This window comes from Pseudomonas edaphica, from assembly GCF_965277385.1.
Taxonomy (GTDB): Bacteria; Pseudomonadota; Gammaproteobacteria; order Pseudomonadales; family Pseudomonadaceae; genus Aquipseudomonas; species Aquipseudomonas edaphica.
On the sequence record NZ_OZ255725.1, the window covers coordinates 1,827,224 to 1,843,654 of the forward strand.

At 60.8% G+C, this 16,431-nt stretch carries 13 protein-coding genes; 11 read left to right on the forward strand and 2 right to left on the reverse strand.

What is annotated here, in order from left to right:
* Positions 1–6 precede the first annotated feature (6 nt).
* The 3 genes from ACQY47_RS08255 to ACQY47_RS08265 all read left to right on the forward strand — a co-directional run bounded on the left by ACQY47_RS08255 (position 7) and on the right by ACQY47_RS08265 (position 4,928).
* Positions 7–2,709, forward strand: coding sequence for a [protein-PII] uridylyltransferase (locus tag ACQY47_RS08255; RefSeq protein WP_017137139.1), 2,703 nt, complete (start codon positions 7–9; stop codon positions 2,707–2,709).
* 146 nt (positions 2,710–2,855) lie between these two features.
* Positions 2,856–4,052 (forward strand): succinyldiaminopimelate transaminase, encoded by a 1,197-nt coding sequence (dapC, locus tag ACQY47_RS08260; protein ID WP_428556871.1) that lies wholly within the window; start codon positions 2,856–2,858, stop codon positions 4,050–4,052.
* A 165-nt stretch (positions 4,053–4,217) separates the two neighbouring features.
* Positions 4,218–4,928, forward strand: a complete 711-nt coding sequence (locus ACQY47_RS08265; protein WP_099548552.1) for a M12 family metallopeptidase — start codon at positions 4,218–4,220, stop codon at positions 4,926–4,928.
* Positions 4,929–4,947: 19 nt separating this feature from the next.
* Here the strand turns inward: ACQY47_RS08265 and ACQY47_RS08270 are convergent, their stop codons facing one another.
* Positions 4,948–6,591 carry a Na+/H+ antiporter gene (locus ACQY47_RS08270; protein ID WP_017137136.1) on the reverse strand — a complete coding sequence of 548 codons (1,644 nt, stop codon included), beginning with the start codon at positions 6,589–6,591 and terminating at the stop codon, positions 4,948–4,950.
* 278 nt (positions 6,592–6,869) lie between these two features.
* Here ACQY47_RS08270 and ACQY47_RS08275 point away from each other — a divergent pair, with 278 nt between their 5' ends.
* The 4 genes from ACQY47_RS08275 (at position 6,870) to ACQY47_RS08290 (ending at position 9,923) form a co-directional block, all read left to right on the forward strand.
* Positions 6,870–7,178 (forward strand): arsenate reductase, encoded by a 309-nt coding sequence (locus ACQY47_RS08275; protein ID WP_231982825.1) that lies wholly within the window; start codon positions 6,870–6,872, stop codon positions 7,176–7,178.
* Between the two features lie 31 nt (positions 7,179–7,209).
* Positions 7,210–8,244: a 2,3,4,5-tetrahydropyridine-2,6-dicarboxylate N-succinyltransferase gene (gene dapD / locus ACQY47_RS08280; RefSeq protein WP_017137134.1), complete on the forward strand. Its 1,035-nt coding sequence runs from the start codon at positions 7,210–7,212 to the stop codon at positions 8,242–8,244.
* 63 nt (positions 8,245–8,307) lie between these two features.
* Complete coding sequence (locus tag ACQY47_RS08285; RefSeq protein WP_169985372.1) at positions 8,308–9,513, forward strand: aminotransferase class V-fold PLP-dependent enzyme; 1,206 nt, start codon at positions 8,308–8,310, stop codon at positions 9,511–9,513.
* Positions 9,510–9,923 carry a SufE family protein gene (locus tag ACQY47_RS08290; protein ID WP_017137132.1) on the forward strand — a complete coding sequence of 138 codons (414 nt, stop codon included), beginning with the start codon at positions 9,510–9,512 and terminating at the stop codon, positions 9,921–9,923. Before ACQY47_RS08285 ends, ACQY47_RS08290 begins: the two co-directional genes overlap by 4 nt.
* A gap of 99 nt (positions 9,924–10,022) precedes the next feature.
* Here ACQY47_RS08290 and tcdA read toward each other — a convergent pair whose 3' ends face one another.
* Positions 10,023–10,838, reverse strand: coding sequence for a tRNA cyclic N6-threonylcarbamoyladenosine(37) synthase TcdA (gene tcdA, locus ACQY47_RS08295; RefSeq protein WP_017137131.1), 816 nt, complete (start codon positions 10,836–10,838; stop codon positions 10,023–10,025).
* Positions 10,839–11,055: 217 nt separating this feature from the next.
* Here tcdA and ACQY47_RS08300 point away from each other — a divergent pair, with 217 nt between their 5' ends.
* The 4 genes from ACQY47_RS08300 (at position 11,056) to ACQY47_RS08315 (ending at position 16,295) form a co-directional block, all read left to right on the forward strand.
* Positions 11,056–13,647 (forward strand): glycosyltransferase, encoded by a 2,592-nt coding sequence (locus ACQY47_RS08300; RefSeq protein ID WP_428556875.1) that lies wholly within the window; start codon positions 11,056–11,058, stop codon positions 13,645–13,647.
* 255 nt (positions 13,648–13,902) lie between these two features.
* Complete coding sequence (gene dapE, locus ACQY47_RS08305) at positions 13,903–15,054, forward strand: succinyl-diaminopimelate desuccinylase (RefSeq protein ID WP_017137129.1); 1,152 nt, start codon at positions 13,903–13,905, stop codon at positions 15,052–15,054.
* Positions 15,054–15,863 carry a putative RNA methyltransferase gene (locus tag ACQY47_RS08310; RefSeq protein ID WP_170036449.1) on the forward strand — a complete coding sequence of 270 codons (810 nt, stop codon included), beginning with the start codon at positions 15,054–15,056 and terminating at the stop codon, positions 15,861–15,863. Before dapE ends, ACQY47_RS08310 begins: the two co-directional genes overlap by 1 nt.
* A 54-nt stretch (positions 15,864–15,917) precedes the next feature.
* Entirely contained in the window at positions 15,918–16,295 is a 378-nt protein-coding gene (locus ACQY47_RS08315; protein ID WP_236460206.1) for a hypothetical protein, read from the forward strand.
* The last annotated feature ends 136 nt before the right edge of the window (positions 16,296–16,431 follow it).

Below are 16,431 nucleotides of genomic sequence, written 5' to 3' on the forward strand. Positions count from 1 at the left end.
CGATCGATGCCCCAGGTGGACCCCGAACTCTTCGACCGTGGCCAGTTCCAGGCCGAACTGGCCCTGAAGGCAAGCCCCATCGCCGCCTTCAAGAAGGCTATCCGCCAGGCCCGCGAGGTGCTCGATGAGCGCTTTCGCAGCGGCCGGGACATTCGTCGGCTGATCGAGGACCGCGCCTGGTTCGTCGACAATATCCTGCAAAAAGCCTGGGAGCAGTTCAGTTGGAGCGAAGACGCCGACATCGCCCTGGTAGCGGTCGGCGGCTACGGTCGAGGTGAGTTGCACCCCTACTCCGACATCGACCTGCTGATCCTGCTGGACAGTGCCGATCATGAGATCTTTCGCGATTCCATCGAGCGTTTTCTGACGCTGTTGTGGGACATCGGCCTGGAGGTCGGCCAGAGCGTGCGCTCGGTGGACGAATGCGCCGAAGAGGCACGCGCCGACCTCACCGTCATCACTAACCTGATGGAAAGCCGCACCATCGCCGGGCCGGAACGCCTGCGCCAGCGCATGCTGGAGGTCACCAGCACCGCGCATATGTGGCCAAGCAAGGAGTTCTTCCTGGCCAAGCGTGCCGAGCAAAAAGCCCGGCACCACAAGTACAACGACACCGAATACAACCTGGAACCCAACGTCAAAGGCTCGCCGGGCGGGCTGCGCGACATCCAGACCATCTTATGGGTGGCCCGCCGCCAGTACGGCACCCTCAACCTGCGCGCCTTGGCCGGTGAAGGCTTTCTGGTCGAGAGCGAAAATGCGCTGCTGGCCTCGTCCCAGGAGTTCCTGTGGAAGGTGCGATACGCCCTGCACATGCTCGCCGGGCGCTCCGAAGACCGCCTGCTGTTCGACCACCAGCGCTCCATCGCCACCCTGCTGGGGTTTGAAGGCGAGGACGCGAAAACCAGCATCGAAAGCTTCATGCAGCAGTATTACCGCGTGGTCATGAGCATTGCCCAGCTCAGCGACCTGATCATCCAGCACTTCGAAGAGGTGATCCTGGCGCCGGAAGACGAAGCCCCGCCGCAGCCGATCAACTCGCGCTTCCAACTGCACGACGGCTATATTGAGGCGCGCAACGACAATGTATTCCGTCGCACGCCGTTCGCCATGCTGGAAATCTTTGTGCTGATGGCCCAGCAGCCGGAAATCAAAGGCGTGCGCGCCGATACCATCCGCCTGCTGCGGGAAAACCGTCACCTGATCGACGATGATTTTCGCAACGACATCCGTAACACCAGCCTGTTTATCGAACTGTTCAAGTGCAAGATCGGCATTCACCGCAACCTGCGGCGCATGAACCGTTACGGCATCCTCGGCCGCTACCTGCCGGAGTTCGGCTTTATCGTCGGGCAGATGCAGCACGACCTGTTCCACATCTATACCGTCGACGCCCACACCCTCAATTTGATCAAACACCTGCGCAAGTTGCAGTACACCCAGGTGTCAGAAAAATTCCCGCTGGCCAGTAAACTCATGGCCAAGCTACCCAAACCCGAACTGATCTATCTGGCCGGCCTGTACCACGACATTGGCAAAGGCCGGCATGGCGACCACTCTGAAGTCGGCGCGGTCGATGCCGAAGCCTTCTGCCAGCGCCACCAATTGCCGCAGTGGGACAGCCGCCTGATCGTGTGGCTGGTGCAGAACCACCTGGTGATGTCGACGACCGCGCAGCGCAAGGACCTGTCCGACCCGCAGGTGATCCACGACTTTGCCGGGATCGTCGGTGATGAAACCCGCCTCGACTATCTTTACGTGCTGACCGTCTCCGACATCAACGCCACCAACCCGACACTGTGGAATTCCTGGCGCGCCAGCCTGTTGCGCCAGCTCTACACCGAGACCAAGCGCGCGCTGCGCCGTGGCCTGGAAAACCCGGTGGACCGCGAGGAGCAGATCCGCCGCACCCAAAGCGCGGCCCTGGATATCCTCGTGCGCGGCGGCAACGACCCGGATGACGTCGAGCAGCTATGGTCGCAACTGGGCGATGATTACTTCCTGCGCCACACCGCCGGCGACGTGGCCTGGCACAGTGACGCGATCCTGCAACAGCCGGCCGACGGCGGCCCACTGGTGCTGATCAAGGAAACCACCCAGCGCGAATTCGAGGGCGGCACGCAGATCTTCATCTACGCGCCGGACCAGCACGACTTCTTCGCCGTAACCGTGGCCGCCATGGACCAGCTCAACCTGAACATCCATGATGCGCGGGTTATCACCTCCAGCAGCCAGTTCACCCTCGACACCTACATTGTGCTCGACACCGACGGTGACTCGATCGGCGACAACCCGGTGCGCGTGAAAAAGATCCGCGAAGGCCTTACCGAGGCCCTGCGCAACCCTGATGACTACCCGACCATCATCCAGCGCCGGGTGCCGCGCCAGCTCAAGCACTTTGCGTTTGCGCCCCAGGTGACCATTTCCAACGACGCCCAGCGCCCAGTGACCGTGCTGGAACTCAGCGCACCGGACCGCCCAGGCTTGCTGGCGCGCATCGGCGGGATCTTCCTGGAGTTCGACCTGTCGCTGCAAAACGCCAAGATTGCGACCCTGGGGGAACGCGTGGAAGACGTGTTCTTCATTACCGACGCCGACAACCAGCCGCTGTCCGACCCGCAGCTGTGCCTGCGTTTGCAGGAAGCCATCGTGCAGCAATTGAGCGTGAGCCAGGAACCGGGTGTCGAGCTGACCAGACTGACCATTTGATTTTTAACTTCCCAGTGGGCACGGTCCCTGTGGGAGCTGGCTTGCCTGCGATGCGGGCGCCGCGGTGCATCTGGTACACCGCAGCGATGTGATCGCAGGCAAGCCAGCTCCCACAAAAGGCCGCACTCATCTTGATCGAGGCTTACATGAACAACGCCCTGAACCAGCTCCAGCCCTACCCGTTCGAAAAACTGCGCGCCCTGCTCGGCAGCGTTACACCGAACCCGGATAAACGCCCGATCGCGCTGTCCATCGGCGAGCCGAAGCACAAATCCCCGGCCTTCGTAGCCAAGGCCCTGGCGGATAACCTCGACCAGATGGCGGTGTACCCGACCACCCTGGGCATCCCGGCCCTGCGCGAGGCCATCGGCGCCTGGTGCGAACGGCGCTTCAACGTGCCCAAAGGTTGGCTCGACCCGGCGCGCAACATTTTGCCGGTCAACGGCACCCGCGAGGCGCTGTTTGCCTTCACACAAACCGTGGTCAACCGCGCTGACGATGCACTGGTGGTCAGCCCCAACCCGTTCTATCAGATCTATGAAGGCGCTGCGTTCCTGGCCGGGGCCAAGCCGCATTACCTGCCGTGCCTGAACAGCAATGGTTTCAACCCGGACTTCGACGCCGTTTCGCCAGACATCTGGAAACGCTGCCAGATCCTGTTCCTGTGCTCACCCGGCAACCCGACCGGCGCGCTGATCCCGGTCGAGACCCTGAAAAAGCTCATCGCCCTGGCCGACGAGTATGACTTCGTGATCGCCGCCGACGAGTGCTACAGCGAGCTGTACTTCGACGAACAGACCCCGCCGCCAGGCCTGCTCAGCGCCTGTGTCGAACTGGGCCGCCAGGACTTCAAGCGTTGCGTGGTGTTCCACAGCCTGTCCAAGCGCTCCAACCTGCCAGGCCTGCGCTCGGGTTTCGTGGCTGGCGATGCCGATATCCTCAAGGCCTTCCTGCTGTACCGCACCTATCACGGTTGCGCGATGCCGGTGCAAACCCAGCTGGCCAGCATTGCTGCCTGGCAGGATGAAGCTCACGTATTGGCCAACCGTGACCTGTATCGGGAGAAATTCGACGCCGTGCTGGCGATTCTCAAGCCGGTGCTGGATGTACAAGCCCCAGACGGCGGCTTCTATCTGTGGCCGAATGTGAAGGGCGACGATGCCGCGTTCTGCCGTGACTTGTTCGTGGAAGAACACGTGACCGTAGTGCCGGGTTCGTATCTGTCGCGCGAAGTCGACGGCTTCAACCCTGGCGCCGGTCGCGTACGCCTGGCGCTGGTTGCGCCGTTGTCGGAGTGTGTGGAAGCGGCGGAACGGATTCGGGACTTCATAAACCGTCGCTGAACACCCCACAATGCCCGCACTGTAATAAAGTGCGGGCAGCGCCACACGATCGACACTGCGCTGCATAAGTAGCCATTTGCTTAAAAACGATAATCGGTGGAATCCTATCAACGACAAGTGCCACTCAATGTTCATTAACGTCTTGAACAATGTAGGCATGGCACGATGACAAACCTGAGCACAGCAACTCTCGGTTTCACCTCCACACGCACTCACGACATTGATATATATCAAGCGCCCCCGGATAAATCCCACTCAAGAAAAACCCGCGCTGTTTCAGCACCCGACAAATACTGGCCGCAAAATTCCACGCTGAAGATTGCTGTCTATGATGCCGACGAAGAAGCACTGGAGCACATAAAAAAGGCTGCGAATCTTTGGCTGTCGCATATCAACCTGACCTTTGAATTTGTTTCAGGGGAAGAGGGAGATATACGCATCGCGCTGGACTATGGGGAGACTCAATCAGGCAGCTCTGCACTTGGAACCGACGCGCAAAAGGTACCCCTCTACCTACCGACCATGGTGTTGCCAAACCCTTACGACAACCCAAGATTCGAAGCCATTGCAGCCCATGAGTTCGGGCATGCCCTAGGGTTGCATCACGAACATAAACACCCCAATAGAACGATTGATTTTAATACGCCAACCATCTACAGACACTTTAAAGGCCATGGATCGAATGAAGCCATCCATAAAGACATTCTCCAGCGCCTCACTGGAAAAAACGTCGCTGCCTCCAAATACGATAGAAACTCAATCATGCATTACGGCTTCACCAGAGACGAACTATGGAAGCAGCCGGCAATCCCTTGGCCCACCCGATTGACAGAACTGGATAAGTCTTTCATAGCCGAGCAGTACCCCAAACCTTAAGGCACCGCGGTGTGGACAACTACTTCATCACACCCAGATTCGCCTCACTCATATCCAGATCCGCCAGGACCTCGCGCAACACGTCATCACCAATCTGGTGATGACGGCTCAGGCTGTACAACTCCAAGCGCTGCGCGCGCAGGGCCTTGAGGCGCAATTTGCGTTCAAGCAGGTCCATCTGATGCGCCAGTGCCTGGGCTTCGGCTGAATCGTTGAATACTTCCAACTGATGACGGTATTCCGACATCAGCCGCGCCTTTAGCTCGGTCGCGAGTGCTGCCTGGGCGGCGTCTGGGGTTTCGGTTTCGGCAGGCTCGTCCGCTTCCAGCGCGTGGATGGCGGCTACCGCGGTTTTTTTCCACGCCTCACGCACTTCGTTATGGCGCTTTTCATCGGGGCTCTGCTCGATGCCACGCAATAGCAGCGGCAAGGCGATGCAGGCGGCCACCAGCGACAGTAGGATCACGCCGGCGGCGATAAAGATCAGCAGGTCGCGCTCGGGAAAATCCTGGCCAGGCGCCAGCAATAAAGGCACCGACATCACACCCGCCAAAGTGACCGCACCGCGCACGCCACCCACGGTCAATAGCCAGCAGGACCGGGCCGTAGGCACGAGTGTCAGCTCGCTTTTCCCACGCAGCCGCCGTAACAGGCCCGACAAACGCCAGATGCTTTGCACCCAGATAAAGCGCAGCACCACCAGCACCAGGAAGATCGCAACCACATCCAGGCAGCGATACAACAGCGTTGGCCACAGTGTCGGTTCGTGACTGACCACGGCCTTGATGATGTCCGGCAGTTGCAGGCCCAGTAGCAGGAAGATCAGGCCATTAAACGCAAACTCCAGCAGCGACCACACACTGCGGTTAAGCAAACGCGTGCTGGTCTGGCGTGGCAGCAAGTCGAGCCAGCTTTGCATCATGCCCGCCGCCACCGCCGACAGGATGCCGGATGCACCCAGGCGCTCGGCCAGCACGTAGGCTGCGAACGGCAGCAGCAACATAAACACCACGTGGGTGGCCGGGTCGTCCCAACCACGGGCAATCATCCAGGCGCGTAAACGGCCGACCAACCAGCTCAGCGCCACGCCTACCGCGAGGCCGCCCACCGCTACCAGCACAAAAGTCAGGCTGGCATCGGCCAGGGAAAACACGCCGGTCAACGCCGCCGCCAGGGCGAACTTGAAGGTCACCAGGCCCGAGGCATCATTCATCAATGCCTCGCCTTGAAGCATATGCATCAAAGGTTTTGGCAGGCGATTTTGGGAAATGGCCGACACCGCCACGGCGTCAGTCGGGGACAATACGGCCGCCAAGGCGAAGGCCACCGGCAACGGGATCGTGGGCAATATCCAATGGATGAAGTAACCGGCGCCCACCACGGTAAATAGCACCAGACCCACCGCCAGCGTAAGGATCGGGCCTCTGAGCCGCCACAATTCGCGCTTGGGCATGCGCCAGCCATCGGAGAACAGCAACGGCGGCAGGAACAAAAACAGGAACAGCTCCGGGTCCAGCGCCACGTGCAACCCCAGCGTAGGCCAGGCCAGCAAGGCGCCGGCGGCGATCTGCACCAAGGGCAACGGCAGGGGAATAATGCGCCCGACAAGGCGCGAAACGCTGACCAGCATCAGCAGGATAAGAACGGTATAGGCGGTTTGCATAACGCGGGTTTCCCGGACAATCGACTTGCTATGACACCGATCTGGCAACAACTGGCCGTTGAAGTGCCATATTAACCGGCTATGTTACCCGCTTGGCTGCGCAACGGCTTTTGCACATAAGTCGCACTGAATCATCGGCAAGTATGACGAGCGGCACCCAAACCCGCTGGTCGTGGCATAATCCGTGACCTTTAACTTTCATACGTCCAAAGGGGGGCAATTCCTTGACCGCTTCAAGCACAACCTTGCACCTTTTCGGCATCAAAGCCTGCGACACCATGAAAAAGGCGCGCACCTGGCTCGATGAGCACGCTGTGAGCTATGAGTTCCACGACTACAAAACAGCCGGTATCGACCGCGAACACTTGACCCAATGGTGCAACGAGCACGGTTGGCAGGTGGTTTTGAACCGTGCGGGCACCACCTTTCGCAAACTCGAAGACGAACGCAAAGCCGATCTCGATCAGTCGAAAGCCATTGAATTGATGCTCGCACAACCCTCGATGATCAAGCGCCCGGTGCTCGATCTCGGTGACAGAACCCTGATTGGCTTCAAGCCAGATAGTTATTCGGCGGCCCTCAAGTAGGCCAGCCTTCCATTTTTGTAGAGGTAACAGCATGTCCAATTCCCTGTTCAGCCTGGGCTTCGGCGTCGGCACTCAGAACCGCCAAGGTGCTTGGCTGGAAGTGTTTTACGCACAACCGCTGCTCAACCCGTCGGCCGAGATCGTTGCCGCCATCGCGCCGATCCTCGGTTATACCGAAGGCAACCAGGCCATTACTTTCACCGTGAGCCAGGCGCTGCAACTGGCTGACGCGCTCAAAGGTGTCGACACGGCCCAGGCCGCGCTGCTCAGCCGTTTGGCTGAAAGCCACACCCCGTTGGTCGCCACCCTGTTGGCCGAAGACGCCGCACTGACCTCCACGCCTGAGGCCTACCTCAAGCTGCACCTGCTGTCCCACCGCCTGGTCAAGCCCCACGGCCTGAGCCTGGCCGGTGTGTTCCCGCAGCTGCCGAACGTGGCGTGGACCAGCCAGGGCGCAATCGACATCAACGAGCTGGCCGAGCGCCAGCTGGAAGCACGCCTGCGTGGCGAGCTGCTGGAAGTGTTCTCGGTGGACAAGTTCCCGAAAATGACTGACTACGTAGTGCCGGCTGGCGTGCGTATCGCTGATGCCGCGCGCATCCGCCTGGGCGCCTACGTGGGCGAAGGCACCACCGTGATGCACGAAGGTTTCGTCAACTTCAACGGTGGCACCGAAGGCCCGGGCATGATCGAAGGCCGTGTATCGGCAGGTGTATTCGTCGGCAAGGGTTCGGACCTGGGCGGCGGTTGCTCCACCATGGGCACCCTGTCGGGCGGCGGCAACATCGTGATCAAGGTGGGCGAAGGCTGCCTGATCGGCGCCAACGCCGGTATCGGTATCCCGTTGGGCGACCGCAATACCGTGGAGTCGGGCCTGTACGTGACTGCCGGTACCAAGGTTGCTCTGCTAGACGAGCACAACCAACTGGTCAAAGTGGTCAAGGCGCGCGAACTGGCCGGCCAGCCGGACCTGCTGTTCCGCCGCAATTCCCAGACCGGTGCCGTGGAGTGCAAAACCCACAAATCGGCGATCGAACTGAACGAAGCGCTGCACGCTCACAACTAAGCAGCCACTCGATGCCACTAGCGGGCCCCACACCTGGGGCTCGCTTATACGAGTCTTAAGACCATGCTTGTGCCCTCCCCCTGGCGCGCCGATTTTCCGGCCATCGCCACCCTGCAACGGCAAGACCAGACCTACCTGGACAACGCCGCCACCACGCAAAAACCCCAAGCCCTGTTGGATGCCATCAGCCATTACTACGCCAATGGCGCAGCCAATGTGCACCGTGCCCAGCATTTGCCGGGTGCCCACGCGACCCAGGCGTTTGAAGACAGTCGCAGCAAGGTCGCGCAGTGGTTGAATGCAGGTGACAGCGGGCAGATCGTGTTTACCCACGGCGCGACGTCTGCGCTGAACCTCCTGGCCTATGGCCTTGAGCACTTATTCAATGCGGGTGATGAAATTGTCATCAGCGCCCTGGAACACCACGCCAACCTGCTGCCCTGGCAACAACTGGCCAAACGTCGCGCGCTGACGCTGGTGGTCTTGCCCCTTGGCGATGATGGCGTGATTGACCTGCAAGCCGCCGCCGAATTGATCAGCCCGCGCACGCGCTTGCTGGCAGTGAGCCAGCTGTCCAACGTACTCGGCGCCTGGCAACCTTTGGAGGTCTTGCTGCCAATGGCCAAGGCCCACGGTGCCTTGACCGTGGTCGATGGCGCCCAAGGCATTGTCCATGGTCGCCACGACGTACAGGCGCTGGGTTGCGACTTCTACGTGTTTTCCAGTCATAAGCTCTACGGCCCGGACGGCGTCGGCGTGCTGTATGGCCGCAACGAAGCGCTGCATCACCTGCGCCACTGGCAGTTTGGCGGCGAGATGGTGCAGCAGGCCGAGTATCAAAGTGCGAGCTTTCGCCCTGCCCCGTTGGGTTTCGAAGCGGGCACGCCGCCGATTGCAAGTGTGATCGGCCTGGGTGCCACGCTGGACTACCTGAACTCTCTGGACCAGCCGGCCGTGGTCGCCCATGAAGCAGCCCTGCATGACTACCTGCTGCGCGGCCTGAAAGCACGCAATGGCGTGCGCGTACTGGGCTCGCCCCAGGTGGCACTCGCCAGTTTCGTGGTGGAGGGCGTGCATAACGCCGACCTGGCTCATCTGTTGACCGAACAAGGCATTGCCGTGCGAGCTGGCCATCATTGCGCCATGCCATTGCTCAAGGCCATGCACTTGTCCGGAGCGATCCGTGTGTCCCTGGCGCTGTATAACGACTCCGATGACCTGGAGCGCTTCTTTGAAGCGCTGGATCAGGCGCTGGATATGTTGCGATGAGCTTGCCTGCGGATGCCATCAGCGCGCTTGAGTCGTTTCAGGCAGTAGGCAGTTGGGAACAACGCGCCCGCATGCTGATGCAGTGGGGCGAGCGGCTGCCGGCGTTGGCGGCTGACGAAAAGGTCGAGGCCAACCTCGTGCAGGGCTGTGAAAGCCTGGTGTGGTTGGTCGGCCGTTTACAGGACGGCCATTGGCAGTTTGCCGCGAGCAGCGATGCGCGAATGATCCGGGGGTTGGTGGCGTTGCTGCTGGCACGGGTCAATGGGTTGTCGGCAAGTGAGTTGCAGGCGGTTGACTTGCCGGACTGGTTCAATCAACTGGGGCTTTCGCGCCAGCTGTCGCCGTCGCGCAGCAATGGTCTTAATGCTGTACTGCAGCGCATGCAAGAGCTGACCTGTACGCAAAACTAATGTGGGAGCTGGCTTGTGTGACAGCTGGCTTGCCTGCGATGCAGGCACCTCGGTCTATCAGTCAAAGCCAGCTCCCACATTTTGTTTTGTGCAGGACAGCTAGATCTGGGTAGGTTTAACCCGCTCCGACGGCCTGCGCACCCCGGCCACAATCTTGTCCACCGCCTTGGTCGCCGCCACCATGCCAAACGTGGCCGTGACCATCATCACCGCGCCAAACCCGCCCGCACAGTCCAGCTTCACGCCGTCACCGACAAAACTTTTCTGCAAACAAATGCTGCCGTCCGGCTTGGGATAGCGCAGCTGCTCGGTAGAGAACACACACGGCACGCTGTAATGGCGGGTCACGGTGCGCGAAAAGCCGTAGTCGCGGCGTAGCGTGGAGCGCACTTTCGAGGCCAGCGGGTCGTTGAAGGTGCGGTTCAAGTCGCAGACCTGGATCAGCGTCGGGTCGATTTGCCCGCCGGCGCCGCCGGTGGTGATGATCTGGATCTTGCGGCGCTTGCACCAGGCGATCAGCGCGGCCTTGGCGTTCACGGCGTCGATGCAGTCGATCACGCAATCGATATTCGGCGTGATGTACTCAGCCATGGTGTCACGGGTCACGAAGTCCGCCACCGCGTGCACCGTGCAGTCCGGGTTGATGCCGCGCAGGCGTTCGGCCATTACCTCGACCTTGGGCTTGCCCACGGTACTGTCCAGGGCGTGCAACTGGCGGTTGCTGTTGCTGACGCAGACATCGTCCAGGTCAAACAGCGAAATCTCGCCCACGCCGCAACGGGCCATGGCTTCCGCCGCCCAGGAGCCCACGCCGCCGACGCCGACGATCGCCACATGGGCCGCTTTCAAGCGTTCCAGGCCTTCAATGCCATACAAGCGGGCGACGCCTGCAAACCGCGGATCTTCTGTGCTCATGACCATTACCCCAAAAACCGGCGCGCATTATGGGCTACGCAGCGGCAAGTTTTAAGCTACAAGTTACAAGTTAAGAACTTAGGTGAACATTCGTGGACTAACGTCCGGCTTTTCTCTGTCTGCTGTACGCTCAGTTGAAGGCCGGTGTAGGATGCGCGCCGTTCGGCGTAGGCCGACACCTCTTTTCGTTCCACACCCTTTGGAACCCGAAATAGCCATGTCATCGCGTAAATTTGGACTCAACCTGGTGGTAGTGCTGGCAATTGCCGCGCTGTTTACCGGCTTCTGGGCGCTGATAAACCGCCCGGTCACCACCCCTAACTGGCCAGAACAGATCTCCGGGTTCTCCTACTCGCCGTTCCAACAAGGCCAGTTCCCGCAGAAAGACCAGTACCCCACTGACGACCAGATGCGCCAGGACCTGGCGATCATGAGCAAGCTGACGGACAACATCCGTACTTACTCGGTCGACGGCACCTTGGGCGATATCCCCAAACTGGCCGAAGAGTTCGGCCTGCGCGTGACCCTGGGGATCTGGATCAGCCCGGACCTGGAACGCAACGAGCGTGAAATCCAGCGCGCCATCGAGATTGCCAACAACTCGCGCAGTGTCGTGCGCGTGGTGGTCGGTAACGAGGCATTGTTCCGCGAAGAAATCACCCCGGAGGCGCTGATCGTGCTGCTGGACCGGGTGCGCGCCGCCGTGAAAGTGCCGGTGACCACCTCCGAGCAATGGCACATCTGGGAAAAGAACCCGCAACTGGCCAAGCACGTCGACCTGATCGCCGCGCACATCCTGCCGTTCTGGGAGTTCATCCCGATGGACAAGGCCGGCCAGTACGTACTGGACCGTGCACGGGATCTGAAAAAGCTGTTCCCGAAAAAACCGCTGCTGCTCTCGGAAGTGGGCTGGCCGAGCAACGGCCGTATGCGCGGTGGCAATGAAAGCTCGCCGGCAGACCAGGCGATTTACCTGCGTACGCTGGTGAACAAACTGAACCGCCAGGGTTACAACTACTTCGTAATCGAGGCCTTCGACCAGCCGTGGAAAGTCAGCGACGAAGGCTCGGCGGGCGCTTATTGGGGCGTGTACAACGCCGCACGCCAGCAGAAATTCAACTTTGAAGGACCGGTCGTCGCGATCCCGCAATGGCGCGTGCTGGCCATCGGCTCGGTGGTGCTGGCGCTGCTGTCGCTGACCCTGCTGATGATCGACGGCTCGGCCCTGCGCCAGCGTGGCCGCACCTTCCTGACCTTTATCGCGTTCCTCTGTGGTTCGGTATTGGTCTGGATCGGTTACGACTACAGCCAGCAATACAGCACCTGGTTCAGCGTCACCGTCGGCATTTTGCTGGCCCTCGGCGCGCTGGGCGTGTTTATCGTATTGCTCACCGAAGCCCACGAACTGGCGGAAGCGGTGTGGACCCACAAACGCCGGCGTGAATTCCTGCCGGTGGAAGGCGATTCGGACTACCGCCCGAAAGTCTCGATCCATGTGCCGTGCTACAACGAGCCGCCAGAGATGGTCAAACAGACCCTCGACGCCCTGGCCGCCCTCGATTACCCGGACTTCGAAGTCCTGATCATCGACAACAACACCAAGGACCCGGCCGTCTGGGAGCCGGTGCGCGACTACTGCGAAACCCTCGGCCCGCGCTTCAAGTTCTTCCACGTCTCGCCCCTGGCCGGTTTCAAGGGCGGCGCGCTGAACTACCTGATTCCGCATACCGCCAAGGATGCCGAAGTGATCGCGGTGATCGACTCGGACTACTGCGTGTCGCCCAACTGGCTCAAGCACATGGTGCCGCACTTCGCCGACCCGAAAATCGCCGTGGTGCAGTCGCCGCAGGACTACCGCGACCAGAACGAGAGCACTTTCAAGAAGCTCTGCTACGCCGAATACAAAGGCTTCTTCCATATCGGCATGGTCACCCGCAACGACCGTGACGCGATCATCCAGCACGGCACCATGACCATGACCCGTCGCTCGGTGCTCGAGGAACTGGGCTGGGCCGACTGGTGCATCTGTGAAGACGCCGAACTCGGCCTGCGGGTATTCGAGAAAGGCCTGTCGGCCGCGTATTACCACGACAGCTACGGCAAGGGCTTGATGCCGGATACCTTTATCGACTTCAAGAAGCAGCGTTTCCGCTGGGCCTACGGCGCGATCCAGATCATCAAGCGCCACACCGCCAGCCTGTTGCGCGGCAAGGGCACCGAGCTGACCCGCGGCCAGCGCTACCACTTCCTCGCGGGCTGGTTGCCGTGGGTGGCGGATGGCATGAACATCTTCTTCACAGTCGGCGCCCTGTTGTGGTCGGCGGCGATGATCATCGTGCCGACCCGTGTTGACCCGCCGCTGCTGATTTTCGCGATCCCGCCGTTGGCGTTGTTTGTGTTCAAGGTCGGCAAGATCATCTTCCTCTACCGCCGTGCGGTGGGTGTGAACTTGAAAGACGCATTCTGCGCGGCGCTGGCCGGGCTGGCGTTGTCACACACCATCGCCAAGGCGGTGCTGTATGGCTTCTTCACCACCAGTATTCCGTTCTTTCGCACACCGAAAAACGCCGATAACCACGGCTTCTGGGTAGCCATTTCCGAAGCCCGCGAAGAGATGTTCATCATGTTGCTGTTGTGGGGCGCCGCACTCGGGATTTACCTGGTGCAGGGCCTGCCGAGCAATGACATACGCTTCTGGGTGGTGATGCTGCTGGTGCAATCGCTGCCGTATGTGGCGGCGCTGATCATGGCGTTCCTGTCGTCGCTGCCAAAACCTGCACCTAAGGTTGAGCCGACAACCGCTGAGTAAAAACTTGCGCAATGCACTAAACGGCGGCCTCTGGCCGCCGTTTTGCTATAAGATAACGGCCGTTTTACGAGACTTGGCCAGGCCCTGCTTTCTGTGGGAGCTGGCTTGCCTGCGATAGCAGCGCCGCGGTGTAGCTGCCAGACCGAGGCGTCTGTATCGCAGGCAAGCCAGCTCCCACATTAGATTTGCGCCGATTCAGGTTCTGTATTCCACATTCGTCCTGCGCGCCCATTACACGCTTCCCGGAGTTTTCCCATGACGGCCCATGCCGACCTTTCGCCGACCCTTCAACTTGCCATCGACTTGATCCGTCGCCCCTCAGTGACGCCGATTGATGCCGACTGCCAGAAGCTGATGATGCAGCGCCTGGGCGACGCAGGTTTTGCACTTGAGCCGATGCGTATCGAAGATGTGGACAACTTCTGGGCCACCCATGGCAAGCACGAAGGCCCGGTGCTGTGCTTTGCCGGCCACACCGACGTGGTGCCAACCGGCCCGGTGCAGGCCTGGCAGAACGACCCGTTCGATGCGTTGATCGACGAGCACGGCATGCTCTGCGGGCGTGGCGCAGCGGACATGAAAGGCAGCCTGGCGGCAATGCTGGTGGCTTCGGAGCGTTTTGTCACCGACTACCCGGACCACAAGGGCTCGGTGGCTTTTCTGATCACCAGTGATGAAGAAGGCCCGGCGCACCACGGCACCAAAGCGGTGATTGAGCGTCTGGCGGCACGCAAGGAGCGTCTGGACTGGTGCATCGTCGGCGAACCGTCGAGCACCACGCTGGTGGGCGATGTTGTGAAGAACGGCCGTCGCGGCTCCCTCGGCGCCACCTTGACCGTGCGCGGCGTGCAGGGCCACGTGGCATACCCGCACCTGGCGAAAAACCCGATCCACCTGGCAGCACCGGCGCTGGCGGAACTGGCTGCCGAGCATTGGGACGATGGCAACACCTTCTTCCCACCGACCAGCTTTCAAATCTCCAACCTCAATTCCGGCACCGGCGCCACCAACGTGATTCCGGGTGACCTGACAGCAGTGTTCAACTTCCGTTTCTCCACCGAATCCACCGTCGAAGGCCTGCAACAGCGGGTTGCGGCGATTCTGGATAAACACGGCCTGGACTGGCACGTTGATTGGGCCTTGTCTGGCCTGCCATTCCTCACCGAGCCGGGCGCGTTGCTGGATGCTGTCTCGGCCAGCATCAAGGCAATTACCGGCCGCGAGACCAAAGCGTCCACCAGCGGCGGCACGTCCGACGGGCGCTTCATTGCCACCCTCGGCACTCAAGTGGTGGAGCTGGGCCCGGTCAACGCGACGATTCATCAGGTCAACGAACGCATTCTGGCCAGCGACCTCGATGTGCTGACCGAAATCTACTACCAAACCCTGATCAAGTTGCTCGCCTGATGCTCGCGTGCCCCCTTTGCAGCGCACCGCTCAACGCGGTGGATAATGGCGTGGCGTGCCCCGCTGGGCACCGTTTCGACCGTGCGCGCCAGGGTTACCTGAACCTGTTGCCGGTGCAGCACAAGAACAGCCGCGACCCAGGCGACAACCTGGCCATGGTCGAGGCACGCCGCGACTTTCTCAATGCCGGGCACTATGCGCCAGTGGCCAGGCGCCTGGCCGAACTGGCCGCCGAGCGCGCGCCGCAGCGCTGGGTGGACATCGGGTGTGGCGAGGGTTACTACACCGCGCAAATCGCCGACGCCCTGCCCCACGCTGACGGTTATGCGCTGGATATCTCCAAGGAAGCGGTGAAACGCGCGTGCAAACGCAACCCGGCGCTGACCTGGTTGATCGCCAGCATGGCCCGCGTGCCGTTGGCGTCGGGCAGTTGCCAGTTTCTCGCCAGCGTGTTCAGCCCTTTGGACTGGGAAGAGGCCAAGCGCCTGCTCAGCCCCGGCGGCGGTTTGATGAAGGTTGGCCCGACTGCCGGCCACCTGATGGAATTGCGCGAACGCCTGTACGACGAAGTGCGTGAATACACCGACGACAAGCATTTGGCTTTGGTGCCGCAAGGCATGCGCCTGGCGCACAGTGAAACGCTGGAATTCACCCTGAGCCTGATCGAACCCCAGGACCGCGCCAACCTGCTGGCGATGACGCCCCATGGCTGGCGCGCGAGTGCCGAGCGCCGTGCTGAAGTGATCGAGGCCGCCGAGCCGCTGCTGGTCACCGTGTCGATGCGCTACGATTATTTCGTGCTTCAATAACCGACTTTTAAGTATCCGCGAATGGATTTTCGAATCCCGCAACGAGGAACATCCATGCGCCAACCTGATATCGAGATTTACCTGAAAGACGCCGACGTCGACTACAAGGCCATCGCCGCCTGGCTGGGTGCCGCTCTGGGCCCATGCACCGACTGGGTTCAGAAAGGCCAGACCTACAAGTGCAAGGCCGGCACTGTACCGGTCACCTGGTTGCCAAAAGCCGTGGGCAAGTGGAACAGCCTGTACCTGGAAAGCGACCAGACGCCGTGGGATGACGACATCGCCTGCGCCCGCGCCGCCTTTGCCGCGCTGAACGTCGAAGTGCGCTGCGCGCCGGGTACCTGGGTTGAGGAGGAAGGCGAGGAAAGCGCTGATAGCTGGATTCGCATCAGTGCTGACGGCGAAGAGCAGATCACCTGGAAAACTGCCTGATCCAAACCGGAAAACCCAATCAATGTGGGAGCTGGCTTGCCTGCGATAGCATCACCGCGGTCCGACTGATAGACCGAGGTGTCTGCATCGCAGGCAAGCCAGCTCCCACAGTTGATTGGGTTGGCAGGACAAGGGT

Bases quoted from the DNA above. Each gene is read 5' to 3' on its own strand.
- ACQY47_RS08255 (WP_017137139.1), top strand. From the start codon at position 7: ATGCCCCAGGTGGACCCCGAACTCTTCGACCGTGGCCAGTTCCAGGCC.
- dapC (WP_428556871.1), top strand. From the start codon at position 2,856: ATGAACAACGCCCTGAACCAGCTCCAGCCCTACCCGTTCGAAAAACTG.
- ACQY47_RS08265 (WP_099548552.1), top strand. From the start codon at position 4,218: ATGACAAACCTGAGCACAGCAACTCTCGGTTTCACCTCCACACGCACT.
- ACQY47_RS08270 (WP_017137136.1), bottom strand. From the start codon at position 6,591: ATGCAAACCGCCTATACCGTTCTTATCCTGCTGATGCTGGTCAGCGTT.
- ACQY47_RS08275 (WP_231982825.1), top strand. From the start codon at position 6,870: ATGAAAAAGGCGCGCACCTGGCTCGATGAGCACGCTGTGAGCTATGAG.
- dapD (WP_017137134.1), top strand. From the start codon at position 7,210: ATGTCCAATTCCCTGTTCAGCCTGGGCTTCGGCGTCGGCACTCAGAAC.
- ACQY47_RS08285 (WP_169985372.1), top strand. From the start codon at position 8,308: ATGCTTGTGCCCTCCCCCTGGCGCGCCGATTTTCCGGCCATCGCCACC.
- ACQY47_RS08290 (WP_017137132.1), top strand. From the start codon at position 9,510: ATGAGCTTGCCTGCGGATGCCATCAGCGCGCTTGAGTCGTTTCAGGCA.
- tcdA (WP_017137131.1), bottom strand. From the start codon at position 10,838: ATGAGCACAGAAGATCCGCGGTTTGCAGGCGTCGCCCGCTTGTATGGC.
- ACQY47_RS08300 (WP_428556875.1), top strand. From the start codon at position 11,056: ATGTCATCGCGTAAATTTGGACTCAACCTGGTGGTAGTGCTGGCAATT.
- dapE (WP_017137129.1), top strand. From the start codon at position 13,903: ATGACGGCCCATGCCGACCTTTCGCCGACCCTTCAACTTGCCATCGAC.
- ACQY47_RS08310 (WP_170036449.1), top strand. From the start codon at position 15,054: ATGCTCGCGTGCCCCCTTTGCAGCGCACCGCTCAACGCGGTGGATAAT.
- ACQY47_RS08315 (WP_236460206.1), top strand. From the start codon at position 15,918: ATGCGCCAACCTGATATCGAGATTTACCTGAAAGACGCCGACGTCGAC.